The sequence below is a fragment of the Maricurvus nonylphenolicus genome (genome assembly GCF_042854845.1).
GTDB classification, from domain to species: domain Bacteria; phylum Pseudomonadota; class Gammaproteobacteria; order Pseudomonadales; family Cellvibrionaceae; genus Maricurvus; species Maricurvus nonylphenolicus.
The window spans coordinates 49624-65644 of record NZ_AP031498.1 but is presented as its reverse complement, the minus strand read 5'-3'; the positions used below and the strand labels follow the sequence as shown (position 1 = coordinate 65644).

The window sequence follows — 16021 nt, the reverse complement described above, 5'->3', positions numbered from 1 at the left end:
ATTCAAAAATACGCAGACACAAAAAAGCCGCGACAATGCGCGGCTTTGTTTTGCGAAACCAGGAGCTCTAGGCTTCCATCATGGCTCGCACTTTTTTCATGGCATTTTTTTCCAGCTGACGAATACGCTCAGCGGATACACCATACTGATCAGCCAGCTCATGCAGGGTGGACTTGTCTTCATTTAACCAACGTTGTTGCAGGATATCGCGACTGCGATCATCCAGTTCACCCAGTGCCATGTTCAAATTGTTAACGCTGTTTTCCTGCCAGTTGGCATCTTCCAGCTGGGTTGCCGGATCGAAGCGCTTGTCTTCCAGGTAGTGGGCAGGTGCCTGGTAGGCGGCATCATCGTCATCATCATTGCCCGCATCAAACGCCGCATCGAAGGCTGACAGACGACCTTCCATCTCGCGCACGTGTTTAACATCAACGTCCAGATCCTTGGCTACAGCCTCGGCCTCATCGTTGGTCAGCCACGCCAGACGCTTTTTGGCGCCACGCAGATTAAAGAAGAGTTTGCGCTGGGCTTTGGTGGTCGCCACTTTGACAATACGCCAGTTGCGCAGAATAAATTCGTGGATCTCGGCCTTGATCCAGTGCACCGCGAAGGACACCAGACGTACACCTTTTTCCGGATTGAAGCGTTTTACCGCCTTCATCAGGCCAACGTTACCTTCCTGGATCAGATCACCCTGATTGAGGCCATAACCGGCATAGGATTTGGCAATATGGACAACAAAGCGCAGGTGCGCCATCACCAGGCGGCGGGCGGCATCCAGATTCTCACGGTAGTACAGGTCCTCTGCCAGCTGCTTTTCTTCTTCAGCGGAGAGAACGGCAAAACCGTTGACGGCCTGCATATAAGCATTGAGGTTGGCCCCCGGTGCTAATACGTCTACAGGCTGTAAGCTTGTTCCCATGTTTAACCTCCAATAAAACTACCGAGTGAGTCTAGCATTCCTTCTATAGGATCGCCAACACCCACTAAAAGTTCCCTTTTGTTACTAACTTCCTCAATATCCCAGCCAATTTCAGCAATCGTGTTGAGATATATCAAATTCCTATTCGGCTACCAACAACGCAAGCATGTTAAGTTTGGTCAAGTCGCTTAGTTTGCTAAAGCTACTGGGGGTTGATCTGCCCCAAGTGACGTGCCACGGCCAGCCAGGCCCCTATCCAGCCCACCAGGGCCGCCAACAGGAGCATAGCGAGACTACCGGAGAAGCCCAGGCCTTGCAAATAGAAGTCGCTCTGGTACAGGGTTGCCAGCTGACCCACCGGCCCCGACAACCAACCAATGGCCAACATCAACAACAACCAGGCCAACAGACCACCGCCGATACCGTACCAAATGCCGGTGTATAAGAAGGGTCTTCTGACAAATGCGTTGGTACCGCCTACCAGCTTCACCACCACAATTTCATCGCGGCGGTTTTCAATAGCCAGGCGTATGGTGTTACCCACAACCAGCAGTACCCCCAGCACCAGCAATAAGCCCAGCGCCAGCACCAATCGCTCTGCCAGTGCCAGCAATTGCTGCATACGCTGGACCCAGGCCAGATCTACCACCACATCATCCACTAGCGCCTTGGCTTTTAAGCTTTCCACCAACAGGCCAATTTCAGCGGCACTTACACCCAGCTGCGGTTTAACAATCAACGCCGGCGGCAAGGGGTTGCTATCCAAGGTCTGCAGGGCACTGCCCAGGCCACTCTGTTGCTCAAACTCCGCCAGCGCCTGTTGAGGTGAAATATAGGTCACCGCCTCAACGCGGTTATCTGCCTGCAACTGTCGTTGAAATTTATCGATTGCGGCTTCTTTTGCCCTTGGATTTACAAAGACCGACAGCTGAGACACACCATCCCAGCGCTGCCCCAGGGCCTGGAGGTTCTGCAAGCTGGTATACAGGGTGGCAGGCAAGGCCAGAGCAATGGCGATCACCATCCAGGTCAACAGGCTTTGACCCGGTGCTCGCAACAGGCGCTGCAAACTGTCTAATGCACTAAAGCGATGATGAGCCAAATAGGCGCCAAAGCGATCGCTGACCAGGGTTTTCGACTGGCTTGCCCCTTTACTCGGGCTTTTACTGGAAGCTGCAGACGCTGAGCGCTTTTCCACCCGGCTGGCGGCTGGCTTAGGCCGTGGCTGTTGTGGTCGCATGCTGCAACACTCCGTCGTGTACCAGTTGCCCCTTGGATAAGCCCAGCACACGGTTACCCATACGCTTGATCAGCCCCAGATCATGACTGGCAATCAGCACACTGACCCCCACATCGTTGAACTGACGAAACAATTTCATAATCTCTGCCGACAGGGCGGGATCCAGGTTACCGGTTGGCTCATCGGCCAATAGCAGGGCAGGTTTGTTCACCACCGCACGGGCGATACCTACCCTCTGTTGCTCACCACCGGATAGCACTATCGGGTTCTGCTTCTCTTTATTAAGCAGCCCCACCTTATCCAGCGCCGCGCGTACACGCCGCGCCGCCTCTGCAGGTTGATAACCAGCAATCTGCAGTGGCAGGGCCACATTATCGAAAACGCTGCGGTCAAAGAGCAGCTGGTGATTTTGGAAAACCACACCGACCTGGCGACGGAAATGGGGGATTTGGCTATTGCTGAGGCGATTGAGATTCTGGTTGTGCACCAGCACCTGGCCCTGACTGGGGCGTTCCATCAACATAATCAGTTTTAGCAGGGTACTTTTACCCGCACCTGAATGCCCGGTAAGAAAGGCCATCTCTCCCTGGGCCAGCTCAAAGCTGACCCGGCTTAGGGCTTCGTGGCCACCTTCATAACGTTTACTCACCTGATCAAAACGGATCATGGTTCGTTAATTCCCCAGTGCGATTAAGCGTTAAATATTATTGTTATTAGCTGTGCTTTTCTCTTAAGCCTTGTCGCCCTCATCGGCAAACAGGGCATTGGTAAAGCTTTCCGCCTCGAAAGGCTGTAAATCCTCAATACCTTCTCCCACGCCAATAAAACGCACGGGAATACCAAACTTCTTACTCAGGGCAAAGATAATGCCGCCTTTGGCGGTACCGTCGAGTTTGGTCAGGGCAATGCCAGAGACATCCGCTGCTTCGGTAAACTGCTGAGCCTGGTTTATCGCGTTCTGGCCGGTACCCGCATCCAGAACCAGCAACACTTCATGGGGCGCCGTATCGTCAAGTTTGGCCATTACGCGCTTAACCTTGGCCAGCTCATCCATCAGGTTGCTCTTGTTATGCAAGCGCCCAGCGGTATCGGCAATCACCACATCAACCCCTTTGGATTGGGCCGATTGAATCGCATCAAAGATAACCGAGGCGCTGTCAGCACCGGTATGCTGGGCCACTACAGGCACCTGATTGCGCTCACCCCATACCTGCAACTGCTCGACCGCCGCCGCACGGAAGGTATCCCCGGCAGCCAGCATGACGCTTTTGCCCTGGGTTTGGAATCGCTTGGCCAACTTGCCAATGGTGGTGGTTTTACCCACACCATTAACGCCCACGACCAAAATCACGTAGGGCTTATGAGCTGCATCGATTTCCAGCGGGGCTTCCACCTTGGCCAGAAGATCGGTCAAAGACTTACGCAGGGCACTGTATAAGGCACCGCTGTCGGCCAACTGCTTACGAGCCACACGCTCGGTTAAGTCGTCAATGATTTCACTGGTGGCCTCGATGCCCACATCGGCGACCAGAAGCTGGGTTTCGATTTCTTCCAGCAGATCAGCATCGATGGTCTTTTTGCCGAGAATGAGCTTACCTAACCCCTCGGCAAAGTTACTGCTGGTACGGGATAAGCCCTGCTTGATGCGCGCAAACCAGCCGGTTTTGGCAGGCTTTTCCTGCTCTGTCGGTTTCTGCACCGGCTTTTCTACCGGTTGCTCCACTTCGGTATCTACCGATGAGCTATCGTCCTGAGCCTCGAGTTTTTCCGCCTCAGGCGTTTCCGCAGCAGCCTCTGCAGCCTTGTCTTTCTTTTTACGTCTAAAAAACATGCACGAACAACTATTGAGTAATGGGTCTTGAACGCAGGGTCTTAAACACAATTGTGTCGAAACCGCTGACGCGGCATACTCTGCGCCCAATGATGAGGCCGCTATCCTAGCATAAGAGACTGCGGTTTATCGTCCTAATCAACCATGGTTTTATCATGCCTCGACGACGCCCGAATACCAAATCACCAGCCCAGGACAAAGGCCGCAACTTTTTGCGTATTATTGGCGGTAAATGGCGCGGCCGTAAGCTGGCATTTCCGAGCATCGATGGCTTGCGCCCCACCGGCGATCGCATTCGCGAAACCCTGTTTAACTGGCTAACCGCCGAGCTGCCGGGCAGCCAGTGCCTGGATCTGTTTGCCGGCTCTGGCGCTCTGGGGCTGGAAGCCCTGTCACGGGGCGCCGGTCAGGTAACACTGCTGGAGAAAGACAGCAGCGCAGCAAACCAATTGCGCCAACACCTGACGACCCTGGAAGCCAGCGACGGCCAGGTTATCAACAGCGACAGCCTGACCTGGTTAAAGCAGCCTGCCAGCCCTGTGGATATCGTTTTTATTGACCCACCTTTTCAAGCAGACCTCTGGCAATCGGTTTGCGAAGCCCTGGAAAACGGCGGCTGGTTAAAAGCCGGTAGCGCTATCTATATCGAAACCCCAAAAGATACACTCTTTTCAGCACCGACTAACTGGCAGCTACATCGGGAAAAACACAGTGGTCAGGTCAGCTATCGGCTTTATTTTCGCGAATAGCCGTGCCGAAACTCAATTTTCGGCCATCAATATGGCCGATTTGGCCAAATATTGCTTTTGGGTCTTTGTACCTGACGCCTAAATTGATTACCATCTGCGCCCGCACAATATCGTCTTTAATCCTGTGGGTAGAGATGCACGATGAAGAAAGTGGTTTATCCGGGGACTTTTGACCCCATTACAAACGGTCATATCGACTTGGTAGAGCGCGCTTGTCGCCTGTTCGATCACGTCACTCTGGCAATTGCTGCCAGTCCGAAAAAGAATCCTCTATTTACCCTGGAAGAGCGCGTCGCCCTGTGTGGTGAGACCCTGGCTCACCTGGATAATATTGAGATTGTCGGCTTTAACACCCTGCTGGCAGACTTTGTTCAGTCGCAAAATGCCCAAGGCGTGGTGCGTGGACTGCGCGCGGTGTCCGACTTCGAATACGAATTTCAGCTGGCCAACATGAACCGCGCCTTGCGCCCGGATATGGAAAGCCTGTTTTTAACTCCGGCAGAACACCTGTCGTTTATTTCTTCATCGCTGGTACGGGAAATTGCCTCACTGGGCGGGGATGTCAGCAAGTTCGTCCACCCGGTGGTGGCCGAAGCGCTGAAAGATAAGTTTAGCCAGTAAAAAGCTCAGTCAATTAGCTTTTGCGCCCGCCTTCAAGCGGGCGTCATCTCAGTGCAATTATTCTGAATTGTGCTTGTAGCCGTCGCCAACACATCCCAAGCAACGCACGAAAGTAGTTTTGGCTGGACCAATCACCAAAGTATCCGCTGCCTGCATGGCATTACCCCCAGCAAATGAGAAGGGTGAAGACACCAGCCAGAGAGCAGATCCAAATACGGTAGCTGCCAGCATAACTGGGCGAACCAATACAAAGTCGGTTGTCATAGCCATTACCGATGGGTCTTCATCAACCACCACCCCCGGCTGCTCTGCTGCTAGGCTCAACTGACTAAGGGACAGGGTCAGCGCCATAGTGGCGGCCATCATTATCTTTTTCATCACTGCTCTCCTTCTTCGTGATAACTACTGCTATTTGCTTAATTCTAGGTAAGTCTAGCTAGCTTTGACACCGAGTACAGTAAACTGTCGCACGCTGCCCAAGCTTAATTTCTTTCATCGCCTTGCCACACTGTACACAGGGTTCGCCGCCACGGCCATAGGCAAGCAGCTCCTGTTTGAAGTAGCCAGGTTTGCCGTCACCACCGACAAAGTCTTTAAGGGTGGTACCACCCTGCTCAATAGCCTGGGCCAAAACCATCTTAATATCCGCAACCAGACGCTCATACTTGGCCCGAGAGACGCTACCTGCAGCCCGAGTCGGGCGAATACCGCTGCGAAACAGGGCTTCATTGGCGTAGATATTTCCTACGCCAACGACTACCTGGCTATCCATAATAAAGGTTTTAATGGCCTGCTTTTTCTTGCGAGATCGTTGGTAGAGGTAATCGCTGGTGAATTCCTCTTCCAGGGGCTCAGGCCCCAAATGATGAATTAGCTCATGCGCCTCAACCGGCTGATCAGTCCACAAAAGGGAACCAAAGCGACGAGGATCGGTATAGCGCAGTATCACGCCACCACTAAACACCAGGTCAATATGATCGTGCTTGCCAATCTGTTCCGCATCATGGGTATGGCCATCGACAATACTCAGGCTGCCCGACATCCCCAAATGCATTAGCAAGTGGCCTGTACTGAAACGCATTAGCAAGTACTTACCCCGACGTTCGACTGCTAGTAACTTACGCCCTTGCAGCAGCTCATCCAGCCCCTCGGGCACAGGCCAGCGTAAGCGACCATCGCGCACATCAATCTGACGCAATACCCGCCCCTCAATATGTGGCGAAATACCGCGGCGAGTCGTTTCAACTTCTGGCAACTCAGGCATCTAGCTTCTCCAGGCCTTTCTTTTAATAAATAACAGACACAAAAAACCCGGCCTATAGCCGGGTTTTCGATCAAATAAAGGCCAAAGCCAATTACTTGATTTTGCCTTCTTTATACATCACATGCTTGCGAACAACAGGATCGTATTTTTTGATCTCCATTTTCTCAGGCATGTTGCGCTTGTTCTTGTCAGTGGTGTAGAAGTGACCAGTACCAGCGCTGGAGTTTAGGCGGATTTTTTCGCGTGCACCTTTAGCCATGATTTAGCTCCTTATACTTTCTCGCCGCGAGCGCGGATGTCTGCCAGTACCTTCTCGATACCTTGCTTATCAATGATGCGCATGCCTTTGGCAGATACACGCAGCTTCACAAAGCGCTTTTCAGACTCAATCCAAAAACGGTGAGAGTGCAGGTTTGGCAAAAAACGACGCTTGGTGTGGTTTTTCGCATGGGATACATTGTTACCAGTTACTGGACGCTTACCAGTAACCTGACATACCTTAGACATCTTGTTGCCTCGTTAACTAACTCACGCTGCTCTCACAGCGGCGAATAAAATCTGTTCAATTGATCCTGTCGCAGCAGTGAATTCGCGCCTAAATTGGTTAGGAAATTTGGGTCTGCCGCAAAGAGCGGCGTTTTATACCAAAAGCCGGACCCAATAGCAAATATTCGCTGCTTTTTTGTGCAATAAATTTACTATAGGCAGGGGTTTGTTCAATTTCCGATCAAACCGCGCTCCGCGAAGGAAATTACCTCCCCATCACCCACAATCAAGTGGTCCAGCACCCGAATATCCACCAATGCCAAGCCCTCGGTTAAACGTTGCGTGATACGTTCATCCGCCTGACTGGGTTCAGCCACGCCGGAAGGATGGTTGTGAGTAAAAATTGCCGCCGCCGCATTGGCCGCCAGGGCCTGCTTAACCACTTCACGAGGATAGACACTGGCACCATCTATAGTGCCCTGAAACAACTCTTTGAACGCCAACAGCCGGTGTTGGTTATCCAGCCACAAGACCGCAAACACTTCCTGCTGGCGGTGGCGCAGCTTGGCACAGACAAAGTCCTTTACTGTTGCCGGTGACGTAAAGGCCTGGCCACGAGCCAGGTTTTCCCCTAAATGCCGACGCGCCATTTCCAGCACCGCCTGCAATTGACTGTATTTTGCTGTACCCAGCCCCTGAGCAGCGCAAAAGCTGTTTTGATCGGCTTCCAACAGCCCTCTCAGGCTGCCGAAGCGACTCAGGAGCTCACGGGCCAGATCCACCGCGGACTTACCCGCACAGCCAGTACGCAGAAAAATCGCCAGTAATTCCGCATCTGACAATGCCGAGGGGCCCTGTGCCAATAAGCGTTCACGGGGGCGTTCGGCCAGCGGCCAATCAGAAATCGCCATAACAATATCCCTATCCAGCAGTGTGTACATCCCAGTACAGTGTTAACGAGAGCGCAGAATATGAAATTCAGCGATCAGAATGGTATCTTAAGCGCCCAAATTCCCCAAGCCGCCGGATTTACGATGTCGTCACCGCAACCGCTCACTTCACTTAACAACAAACGCATTCTGCTGGGTATCAGCGGCGGTATCGCAGCCTATAAAAGTGCCGAATTGATTCGCCGACTGATGGATCATGGTGCCGATGTGCGTGTAGTCATGACCAGAGCCGCTCAGGAGTTTATTACCCCACTTACCCTGCAGGCCCTGTCTGGTAACCCGGTACATACCGAACTGCTGGATCCAGAAGCGGAAGCAGGCATGGGTCATATTGAGCTGGCGCGTTGGGCGGACTTGGTGCTGATAGCGCCCGCCAGTGCTGACCTGATGGCTCGTCTAGCTCAAGGCAAAGCCGACGATCTTCTCACCACCCTGTTTTTGGCTACCCCTGCTCAGGTCGTACTGGCGCCAGCCATGAACCAGGGCATGTGGCGCAATGCCAGTACCCAGGCCAATGCCAAGCTACTGGAAGAACGCAGCGTTACCCTGTTAGGCCCCGCAGAAGGCAGCCAGGCCTGTGGCGATGTCGGCCCCGGCCGTATGTTGGAACCCGATGAGCTGGCTGCACTTACAGCACAACAATTCCAGTCTGGCCTGCTGGCCGGAAAAAAAGTGGTGATTACCGCCGGCCCCACACGGGAAGCGATTGACCCCGTGCGCTATATCAGCAATCACAGCTCAGGCAAGATGGGTTATGCCCTGGCGGAAGCGGCTGCAGAAGCTGGAGCCACCACCATTCTGATTAGCGGCCCCACCCAATTAGCCACACCTGACCGTGTGCAACGCCTCGATGTGACCAGTGCGCAGGAAATGTATGACGCTACTATGGCATCCCTGGAGGGTTGCGACCTGTTTATCGCCTCCGCCGCGGTAGCCGATTACCGTCCGGCACAGCTGGCTGAGCAAAAGATCAAAAAAACCGGCCAGGACACCATGACCATCGAACTGGTGAAAAACCCGGACATTGTCACAGCCGTTGCCGCCAGCCAGCCCAAGCCTTATACCGTGGGTTTTGCAGCAGAAACTCAGGATGTGGTTAGCTACGCCCGCGGTAAGCTGGAGCGTAAAAAACTGGATCTGGTGATCGCCAATGATGTCTCTCAAGCCGGTATTGGCTTTAACAGCGATCGCAATGCGGTCACGTTGGTCTGGCCCACTGACGAAGAAACCCTGGCAGAAAACAGTAAAACCCAACTGGCCCGTGACCTTATCGCGCGCATTTCTGCCAAAATCACGTAAACTAATTAAACGTCTGCAAGCAGATAAAAAATAACAATTTATTAGTAAGGAATTTCGCGTGATCGCGACCAGCAAGGCATCTGCTACCCAAGCCCCCAAACCCGTTATTACTCTGGCCGCCATGGCGCTTGTCACAGTGATTTGTCTGGGGCTTGGCTACTTTAGTTACAGCACGCTTATTAGCGACGAAGAAACCCGGGTACTCAACCAACTGGGGCATCAACAGGCTGAACTGCGCGCCCAAACAGTAGAACGCTTCATCGATACCCAGCAGCAGCAACTCAACCTGTTCGCCAGCCGTGAGTCCATGGCCAATGTGGTATCCAACCCCACCCCCGAGCTACTGAAAACCGTCAAAAGCAGCCTGTTAAAGGCGTTTCCGGAAACCCTGTCTCTGCGTTTATTCTCCTTGGGGCGCAAAGAGCTGATTAGCGGCACAGACATGACCCCCAGCTTTGTTGAGCTGGATATGATCAACCGCGCCGAACGTCGCCAGCCGGTCTCACCGGAAGCCATTCGGGCCGACAATAAACTGCAGTTGATGTTTATTGCCCCCATTGCTGTCTCCCAGGAAGCCAGCCCCGTGGGCAGCCTGCTAATTGCTCTACCCATTAATGCACTGCAAACCGAACTGCAACAACAGGACGTCCACTTGGGACAAACCCAAGTACTGCAGCAGGTTAGCTTTGGTAAACCCATAACTATCGTCAGCTTGGGCCAGGCCCATAGCGCGGAGAGCTTTGAAAGCAATATCGACAACACCAATTGGCAAATCAAGTTCTCACCATCAGGCGTCCTGATTGAGCAGGCATCGCAGTCTCCGCTGCTGGTTGTGATGGCTACCCTGGGTATTAGCACTTTGTTACTGGGCCTGTGTTTCTGGCTGTGTCGTCGTTTTGATCCCGCTTGGCAAGCCGCTAGCGCCAGCCATCAAAAAGTGGTCAGCTCACGCCTCGAGGCCATCGAGTCTGAAGGTGAAACAGCCGAGCATATCGCCAACCCCATGTTCCACAATCAGGACATCCTCGACATTGATGTTGCCGAGGAGGATCAAGACCTACTGTCACTGGAAGAAGCCCGCCGCCAGCAGAGTGGTGAGTTTGCCGAGGACGCTTCCCCAGATATGGCCACCCCGGTACCCGGCAATATTTTCCGCGCCTACGATATTCGCGGTATTGTCGGTGATGAAATTACACCTGACCTCAGCCGCTTAATTGGCCAGGCCATTGGCAGTGAAGCTATCGCCCAGGGGGAAAGTGCTATCTTTGTCGCCCGTGATGGCCGTACCCATGGACCAGAACTCAGCGCTGCACTGGTAGAAGGTATTGTCAGTAGTGGTTGCGATGTTATTGATCTCGGTGCCGTACCCACCCCACTACTTTACTTCGCCACCTGTGAAGAGCCGGATAGCAACAGCGGCGTTATGCTGACCGCCAGCCACAACCCGGCCGAATACAACGGTTTTAAAGTAGTCATTAACGGCGTTACCCTGGCTGATGACGATATCCAGGCTCTACGCTCTCGTATAGAACGCAACGACTTCAATTCGGGCAGTGGTGAAATTGAACAGCGCGATATATTGCCCGCCTATATCGATCGCATCTTCTCCGATGTAGCGCTCGCCGGTGATGTTAAGGTTGTTATTGATGCCGGCAACGGCATTACCGGCAACGTCGCCCCGCAGCTGTTCGAAGAACTCGGCTGTGAGGTTATCCCTCTTTACTGTGAAGTTGATGGCAGCTTCCCTAACCATGAAGCCGACCCCAGCCGCGAGGAAAACCTCGCCGACCTGATAGCCAAAGTAAAAGAAACCGGTGCCGACCTGGGTATTGCGCTGGACGGTGATGGTGATCGCATTGGTGTTGTGACCAGCAGTGGCGAAATCATCTGGCCAGACCGCCTGCTTATGCTGTTTGCCAAGGATATTGTCACCGGTCATCCGGGCTGCGACGTGCTATTTGATGTAAAATCCACCCGTGAGCTCAACAATCTGGTGAGTAGCTACGGCGGCCGACCCATTATGTGGAAAACCGGCCACAGTCATATGAAAGCCAAAATGCAGGAAACCGGCGCACTGTTGGGTGGCGAACTTTCTGGCCATATCTTTATTAAAGAACGCTGGTACGGATTTGATGACGGTATGTATGCCGGCACCCGTTTGCTGGAAATTATGACACTGAGGGATCAGTCCCTGGATGATATTTTCGCCAGCTTCCCAGCACTGCCAGCCACACCGGAACTCAAGATTGATGTACCGGAAGAAAGTAAATTTTCACTGATCGATCAGCTCGCCAAGCAAGCCGATTTTTCGTCAGGCAAGGTCACCACCCTCGACGGTATTCGTGTCGACTTTGCCAAAGGTTGGGGATTGGTTAGGGCATCGAATACATCGCCGTGCCTAACCCTGCGCTTTGAAGGCGAGACAGAAGAAGTCGTGGAACATTTACAGCAGGTATTTAAGCGTGAGCTGCACAAGATTGATAGCAGCTTAAGTTTTCCATTTTAATGAAACCAGCCCGCGTCACACAGGCTGCGGGCAAGCAGTAACAGATTTATAGGTTGATTATGTCTTTAACCCGTGACGTGGCAATGAACATTGCCAATGTACTCACCGAAGCCCTTCCGTACATCCAGCGTTTCACCGGCAAAACCGTTGTGGTGAAGTTCGGCGGCAACGCCATGACTGACGAAGCATTACAAAACAGTTTCGCCCGCGATATCGTGCTGATGAAATTAGTCGGCATGAACCCAGTGGTTGTTCACGGCGGTGGCCCACAGATTGGTAACCTGCTGGAAAAACTCAGTATTAAATCCGAGTTTGTCGATGGTATGCGCGTCACCGACAGTGAAACCATGGATGTAGTTGAAATGGTATTGGGGGCCACCGTCAATAAACAGATTGTCAGTCTGATTAACCGCAACGGTGGTCAGGCCATTGGCGTAACCGGTAAAGACGGAAAGTTGATTCGCGCCAAGAAACTCAACGTCAACCGCAACTCTCCGGATATGCAGGCACCGGAAATTATCGATATTGGTCACGTCGGTGAAGTAGCCTCAATCAATACTGCTGTGATCGATATGTTAACCGACAGCGACTTTATCCCCGTGATCGCACCGATTGGTGTCGGCGAAGATGGCGCCTCGTACAATATTAATGCCGATCTGGTAGCCGGCAAGATTGCCGAAGTATTACAGGCCGAAAAACTGATGCTGCTAACCAATGTCGCAGGCCTGCAAGATAAAAACGGTGAGGTGCTCACCGGCTTAAGCACAAAACAAGTCGACGACCTGATTACTGATGGCACGATTTATGGTGGCATGTTACCGAAAATTGGCTGTGCCCTTGATGCGGTTAAAGGTGGTGTTAATAGTGCACACATTATCGATGGCCGCGTTGACCATGCCGTACTGTTAGAGATCTTTACCGATGCAGGGGTCGGTACCTTAATTACCAACAAATAGCTTACCAACTTAAAGCAACATCAAAAACAGTAACCTTTATGGCGCAAAATCAAGCACCAGTGATAAATTCTGGTGCTTTAGATCAACAATTGTAGAGTTTTTGCTCACTATTGTTGATGCGCCTTAAAGATGTCGTTAGGATAGACTGCTGTTTTCTGGGCCCAAAAGAAGATTGCGATAACCACCACTATCGACCACAATAAAATTATGAGTAAGCCGAGTACAAAAGTTTCCAGACGCCAGCAAATTCTCGAAGCTTTAGCCCATATGCTGGAAGCTTCCCCCGGCGCCCGTATTACGACTGCAGCTCTTGCAAAAGAGGTCGGCGTTTCTGAAGCAGCGCTTTATCGACACTTTCCCAGCAAATCAAAAATGTTTGAAGGCTTGATCGAGTTTATTGAAGACACAATCTTCTCTCGCATCAATCTGATCATGAACGATGAGCCGGCCGCGCTGGCACGATGCCACAAGATTTTATATCTGCTGTTAACCTTTACCGAACGCAACCCAGGTATTACCCGTTTGTTAACCGGTGATGCACTAACCGGTGAAACCGAACGTTTGCGTTTACGTGTAGCCCAAATGTTTGATCGTCTGGAAACCCAAATTCGGCAGATATTGCGGGAAGCGGAAATTCGTGAAGGCATTCGTCCCAACCTGCCTACCACCGCAGCGGCCAATCTGTTGATGGCCTGTGCCGAAGGACGCATTGCCCAGTATGTACGCAGTGAGTTTAAACGTCGCCCCACCGAATACTGGGACGATCAATGGCCAACCCTGATTCAGGGTTTCTTTAAAGAAGAGCTCTCTCACATCAGTTAATCATTGCGCCGATCAATTCACTGATCGGCGTATAAGCCTTCCATCAGTCGCGATCAGGTATGGCACACTCAGTTCTTGTAGTTGAAGATAATCCGGATAACCGCAAGCTCGTCACCTGGATTCTTGAGGATGAGGGCTACACCATCACCTGTGCTGAAACCGGAGAAAAGGCCCTCGATCTCTTAACAAACTCACGCTTTGATATCGTATTAATGGATATCTCGTTACCCGGTATGGACGGCACCGAAGTAACACGGGCCATCCGCCTTATGCCCGATCACAGCAAATTACCTATCATTGCCCTGACCGCCCACGCGGTTAAAGGTGAGCTTGAACCCATTCTGGCTTCAGGCGTCGATGATGTTATCACCAAGCCACTGGACGAAGATCTGCTGCTGCAACGCATGCAGGAACTACTAGGATCTTGTTAGCGTTCTATTCCGCAACCAAACAGCGGTTACGACCCTGCTCCTTGGCAACATAAAGCTGTTTATCGGCACGAGCAAAAACCTTTTCTACGGTATCGCCTTCGCTGAATTCAGCGATCCCCATCGACAGCGTTATTTGAACAGGAGCTTCTTTGAAGTGAAACGGCGTTTGGGCAATGGCCTCGCGAATCTTGTCCAACGCACTGTGCGCCTGCTGGGCCTGGGTTTCAGGCAACACCAGGACAAACTCTTCACCACCGTAGCGAGCCATAAAATCCACTTCACGCAGCCGCTTGGCAATGCCTCGACTTAATACCTTGAGAACGCGATCCCCCGCCTGATGGCCGTAGGTATCGTTGATACGTTTAAAATGATCGATATCGCACACCGCTAATGTCAGCGGGCGCTGGTAACGCTGCCAGCGCTTAAACTCTTCGTGTACTCGCTCGCTGTAGGCTTCGCGGTTGGGCAGTTCGGTAAGAGGATCACGCAATGCTTTTTGGCGCTGCTCATCCAGATCCTGCTTGGCGGTTTTGGCCTCTTCTTCAATCGCTTGCACCTGTGCTGCCAGCTTCGCCAGCTGTTCAGACAAATTCGCTGCATCTGATTCTGATGACGGCTTTTTATCCTGTCTTTCATGCAAGGCCAAGCGGATGCTATCAATATGGCTCGATACCTGATGCTTAAGCTGTTCAAGATCTCCGGCTTCGGCAACCGAGTGTCCCATTGAGTCCAACTGCTCTGTGACTTCCCGGTCAAACACCCGCTGCTTTTCTTGATCGGCCTGATGCTCTTCCAGTACCACCCCAAGAGCTTTGGAAATTTCATTTAGCGCCTGATCTACCTGCAACAAATAATCGCCAAAGGCTTTACCGGCGGCGAGATAGGCTTGCATGATCAGATCGCGTATATCTTCCAGGGTGGGGACCAGCTCGTACCAGTTTAAACCGGCCTCAATGCGGGAGCGCGCCGAGGCCACTCGACTCACCACACACTCTGTCGGCTCAATATTGTCGAGTAAATCATTCAACACTCGCAAAATCTTATCGGAGATACGAGAAAAGGCCGGCTCATGCACGGGTTTCTGAAATACAGCCTCGGGTTGTCGGTCTTCTTTCGCTTGCTGCTCTACGATCTCGTCATGGGTTTCCAGCTGCCCCTCTAGAACAGCCTCTACGGGCTCCGCTTCGACAACCTCAGGTTCGACATCATTAGCCGATGATTCATCGTCCTGAGCGGCTTCAGAGCGATGCTCGCTGAGTTCTTCACCTTCTTCGGCAGTACCAGTGTCAGAAGCTGGTGTCGTTACCGTGTCACCACGATCGAATAAGCGCCCAAATAAACCTTTTGAAGCCGCTTTCGACTCACTATCTTCAGCCGCACTTAAGAGTTCAGCCTGAATATCTGCCAGTTCCGCCAACAGCTTTGGCAAACTACCAGGATCTTTTGCAGAAACGGCAATGGCGGAAGCATGTTTTTTCAGTTGCTTCTTCGTCTCTCGGCTTGTGGATATGCCCTGCAGATTTTGATTGAGTTTACTGACAGCAGTCTCCAGAGACTCCTCTCTGTGATCCCGGCGCTTTTCAAAATCCAAAATGCGCGATTCAAGAGACGCCAAGGTATCGGCGAGATCAGCTGCCGCTTCCTCCTCACGACCGGCCACTTTTTTATCCCGCAACTTGTCGCGTAATCGGCCCAGCACCTCATCCAGCTCAGCGTCCAAACCATCTGCCGCCAGACTGACCCTGACCAATGCCTTGCGCAGTATCTCCGCCTGCTCGTCAGCTGACGCTTGAATACGTTCCTGTTCATCCAGAGCCTGCAGATACTTTTCTCGCCAGGGGTTCTCTTGTAAAGAACGGTCCTGTGAAGAATTGCCGTGTGATGCCATACAGCTAGATTCCTTGCTGTTTCGTTATTTGGGGAGAGTGATACCAGTATAAGCTA

General features: G+C 52.3%; 17 protein-coding genes. 7 read left to right on the top strand and 10 right to left on the bottom strand.

What is annotated here, in order from left to right; translation table 11 throughout:
* Nucleotides 1-67 precede the first annotated feature (67 nt).
* The 4 genes from rpoH to ftsY form a co-directional block, all read right to left on the bottom strand.
* On the bottom strand, nucleotides 68-922 hold the full coding sequence (rpoH, locus tag ACGHZ6_RS00320; protein ID WP_390616766.1) for an RNA polymerase sigma factor RpoH: 855 nt from the start codon (nucleotides 920-922) through the stop codon (nucleotides 68-70).
* Between the two features lie 202 nt (nucleotides 923-1124).
* A complete protein-coding gene (gene ftsX / locus ACGHZ6_RS00315) occupies nucleotides 1125-2162 on the bottom strand; it encodes a permease-like cell division protein FtsX (protein WP_390616765.1) in 1038 nt (345 codons plus the stop codon).
* Entirely contained in the window at nucleotides 2137-2829 is a 693-nt protein-coding gene (gene ftsE / locus ACGHZ6_RS00310; RefSeq protein ID WP_390616764.1) for a cell division ATP-binding protein FtsE, read from the bottom strand. The genes ftsX and ftsE overlap by 26 nt, the downstream gene beginning before the upstream one ends.
* Before the next feature lie 63 nt (nucleotides 2830-2892).
* A complete protein-coding gene (ftsY, locus tag ACGHZ6_RS00305; protein ID WP_390616763.1) occupies nucleotides 2893-3993 on the bottom strand; it encodes a signal recognition particle-docking protein FtsY in 1101 nt (366 codons plus the stop codon).
* Nucleotides 3994-4148: 155 nt separating this feature from the next.
* On the opposite strand from ftsY, the gene rsmD reads away from it, so the two are divergent.
* Together rsmD and coaD are read left to right on the top strand one after the other, a co-directional pair.
* A complete protein-coding gene (gene rsmD / locus ACGHZ6_RS00300; RefSeq protein WP_390616762.1) occupies nucleotides 4149-4742 on the top strand; it encodes a 16S rRNA (guanine(966)-N(2))-methyltransferase RsmD in 594 nt (197 codons plus the stop codon).
* A 141-nt stretch (nucleotides 4743-4883) separates the two neighbouring features.
* On the top strand, nucleotides 4884-5363 hold the full coding sequence (coaD, locus tag ACGHZ6_RS00295) for a pantetheine-phosphate adenylyltransferase (protein ID WP_390616761.1): 480 nt from the start codon (nucleotides 4884-4886) through the stop codon (nucleotides 5361-5363).
* Nucleotides 5364-5420: 57 nt separating this feature from the next.
* Here coaD and ACGHZ6_RS00290 read toward each other — a convergent pair whose 3' ends face one another.
* From ACGHZ6_RS00290 to radC, 5 genes are all read right to left on the bottom strand, one after another.
* On the bottom strand, nucleotides 5421-5741 hold the full coding sequence (locus ACGHZ6_RS00290) for a hypothetical protein (protein WP_390616760.1): 321 nt from the start codon (nucleotides 5739-5741) through the stop codon (nucleotides 5421-5423).
* Between the two features lie 58 nt (nucleotides 5742-5799).
* Complete coding sequence (mutM, locus tag ACGHZ6_RS00285; protein WP_390616759.1) at nucleotides 5800-6627, bottom strand: bifunctional DNA-formamidopyrimidine glycosylase/DNA-(apurinic or apyrimidinic site) lyase; 828 nt, start codon at nucleotides 6625-6627, stop codon at nucleotides 5800-5802.
* 91 nt (nucleotides 6628-6718) lie between these two features.
* Nucleotides 6719-6886 carry a 50S ribosomal protein L33 gene (rpmG, locus tag ACGHZ6_RS00280; RefSeq protein WP_390616758.1) on the bottom strand — a complete coding sequence of 56 codons (168 nt, stop codon included), beginning with the start codon at nucleotides 6884-6886 and terminating at the stop codon, nucleotides 6719-6721.
* A gap of 11 nt (nucleotides 6887-6897) precedes the next feature.
* Nucleotides 6898-7134: a 50S ribosomal protein L28 gene (gene rpmB / locus ACGHZ6_RS00275; protein ID WP_390616757.1), complete on the bottom strand. Its 237-nt coding sequence runs from the start codon at nucleotides 7132-7134 to the stop codon at nucleotides 6898-6900.
* A gap of 209 nt (nucleotides 7135-7343) precedes the next feature.
* Nucleotides 7344-8024 carry a DNA repair protein RadC gene (radC, locus tag ACGHZ6_RS00270; protein WP_390616756.1) on the bottom strand — a complete coding sequence of 227 codons (681 nt, stop codon included), beginning with the start codon at nucleotides 8022-8024 and terminating at the stop codon, nucleotides 7344-7346.
* A gap of 123 nt (nucleotides 8025-8147) precedes the next feature.
* On the opposite strand from radC, the gene coaBC reads away from it, so the two are divergent.
* The 5 genes from coaBC to ACGHZ6_RS00245 all read left to right on the top strand — a co-directional run bounded on the left by coaBC (nucleotide 8148) and on the right by ACGHZ6_RS00245 (nucleotide 14077).
* Nucleotides 8148-9362: a bifunctional phosphopantothenoylcysteine decarboxylase/phosphopantothenate--cysteine ligase CoaBC gene (gene coaBC / locus ACGHZ6_RS00265; RefSeq protein WP_390619215.1), complete on the top strand. Its 1215-nt coding sequence runs from the start codon at nucleotides 8148-8150 to the stop codon at nucleotides 9360-9362.
* Between the two features lie 58 nt (nucleotides 9363-9420).
* On the top strand, nucleotides 9421-11868 hold the full coding sequence (locus ACGHZ6_RS00260) for a phosphomannomutase/phosphoglucomutase (protein WP_390616755.1): 2448 nt from the start codon (nucleotides 9421-9423) through the stop codon (nucleotides 11866-11868).
* Between the two features lie 59 nt (nucleotides 11869-11927).
* Complete coding sequence (argB, locus tag ACGHZ6_RS00255) at nucleotides 11928-12824, top strand: acetylglutamate kinase (protein WP_390616754.1); 897 nt, start codon at nucleotides 11928-11930, stop codon at nucleotides 12822-12824.
* 207 nt (nucleotides 12825-13031) lie between these two features.
* The gene (slmA, locus tag ACGHZ6_RS00250; RefSeq protein WP_390616753.1) at nucleotides 13032-13646 is read left to right on the top strand and encodes a nucleoid occlusion factor SlmA; all 615 of its coding nucleotides are present in this window, start codon (nucleotides 13032-13034) and stop codon (nucleotides 13644-13646) included.
* Between the two features lie 59 nt (nucleotides 13647-13705).
* Nucleotides 13706-14077: a response regulator gene (locus ACGHZ6_RS00245; RefSeq protein WP_390616752.1), complete on the top strand. Its 372-nt coding sequence runs from the start codon at nucleotides 13706-13708 to the stop codon at nucleotides 14075-14077.
* A gap of 4 nt (nucleotides 14078-14081) precedes the next feature.
* Here the strand turns inward: ACGHZ6_RS00245 and ACGHZ6_RS00240 are convergent, their stop codons facing one another.
* Nucleotides 14082-15965 carry a GGDEF domain-containing protein gene (locus ACGHZ6_RS00240; protein WP_390616751.1) on the bottom strand — a complete coding sequence of 628 codons (1884 nt, stop codon included), beginning with the start codon at nucleotides 15963-15965 and terminating at the stop codon, nucleotides 14082-14084.
* Between the last annotated feature and the right edge of the window lie 56 nt (nucleotides 15966-16021).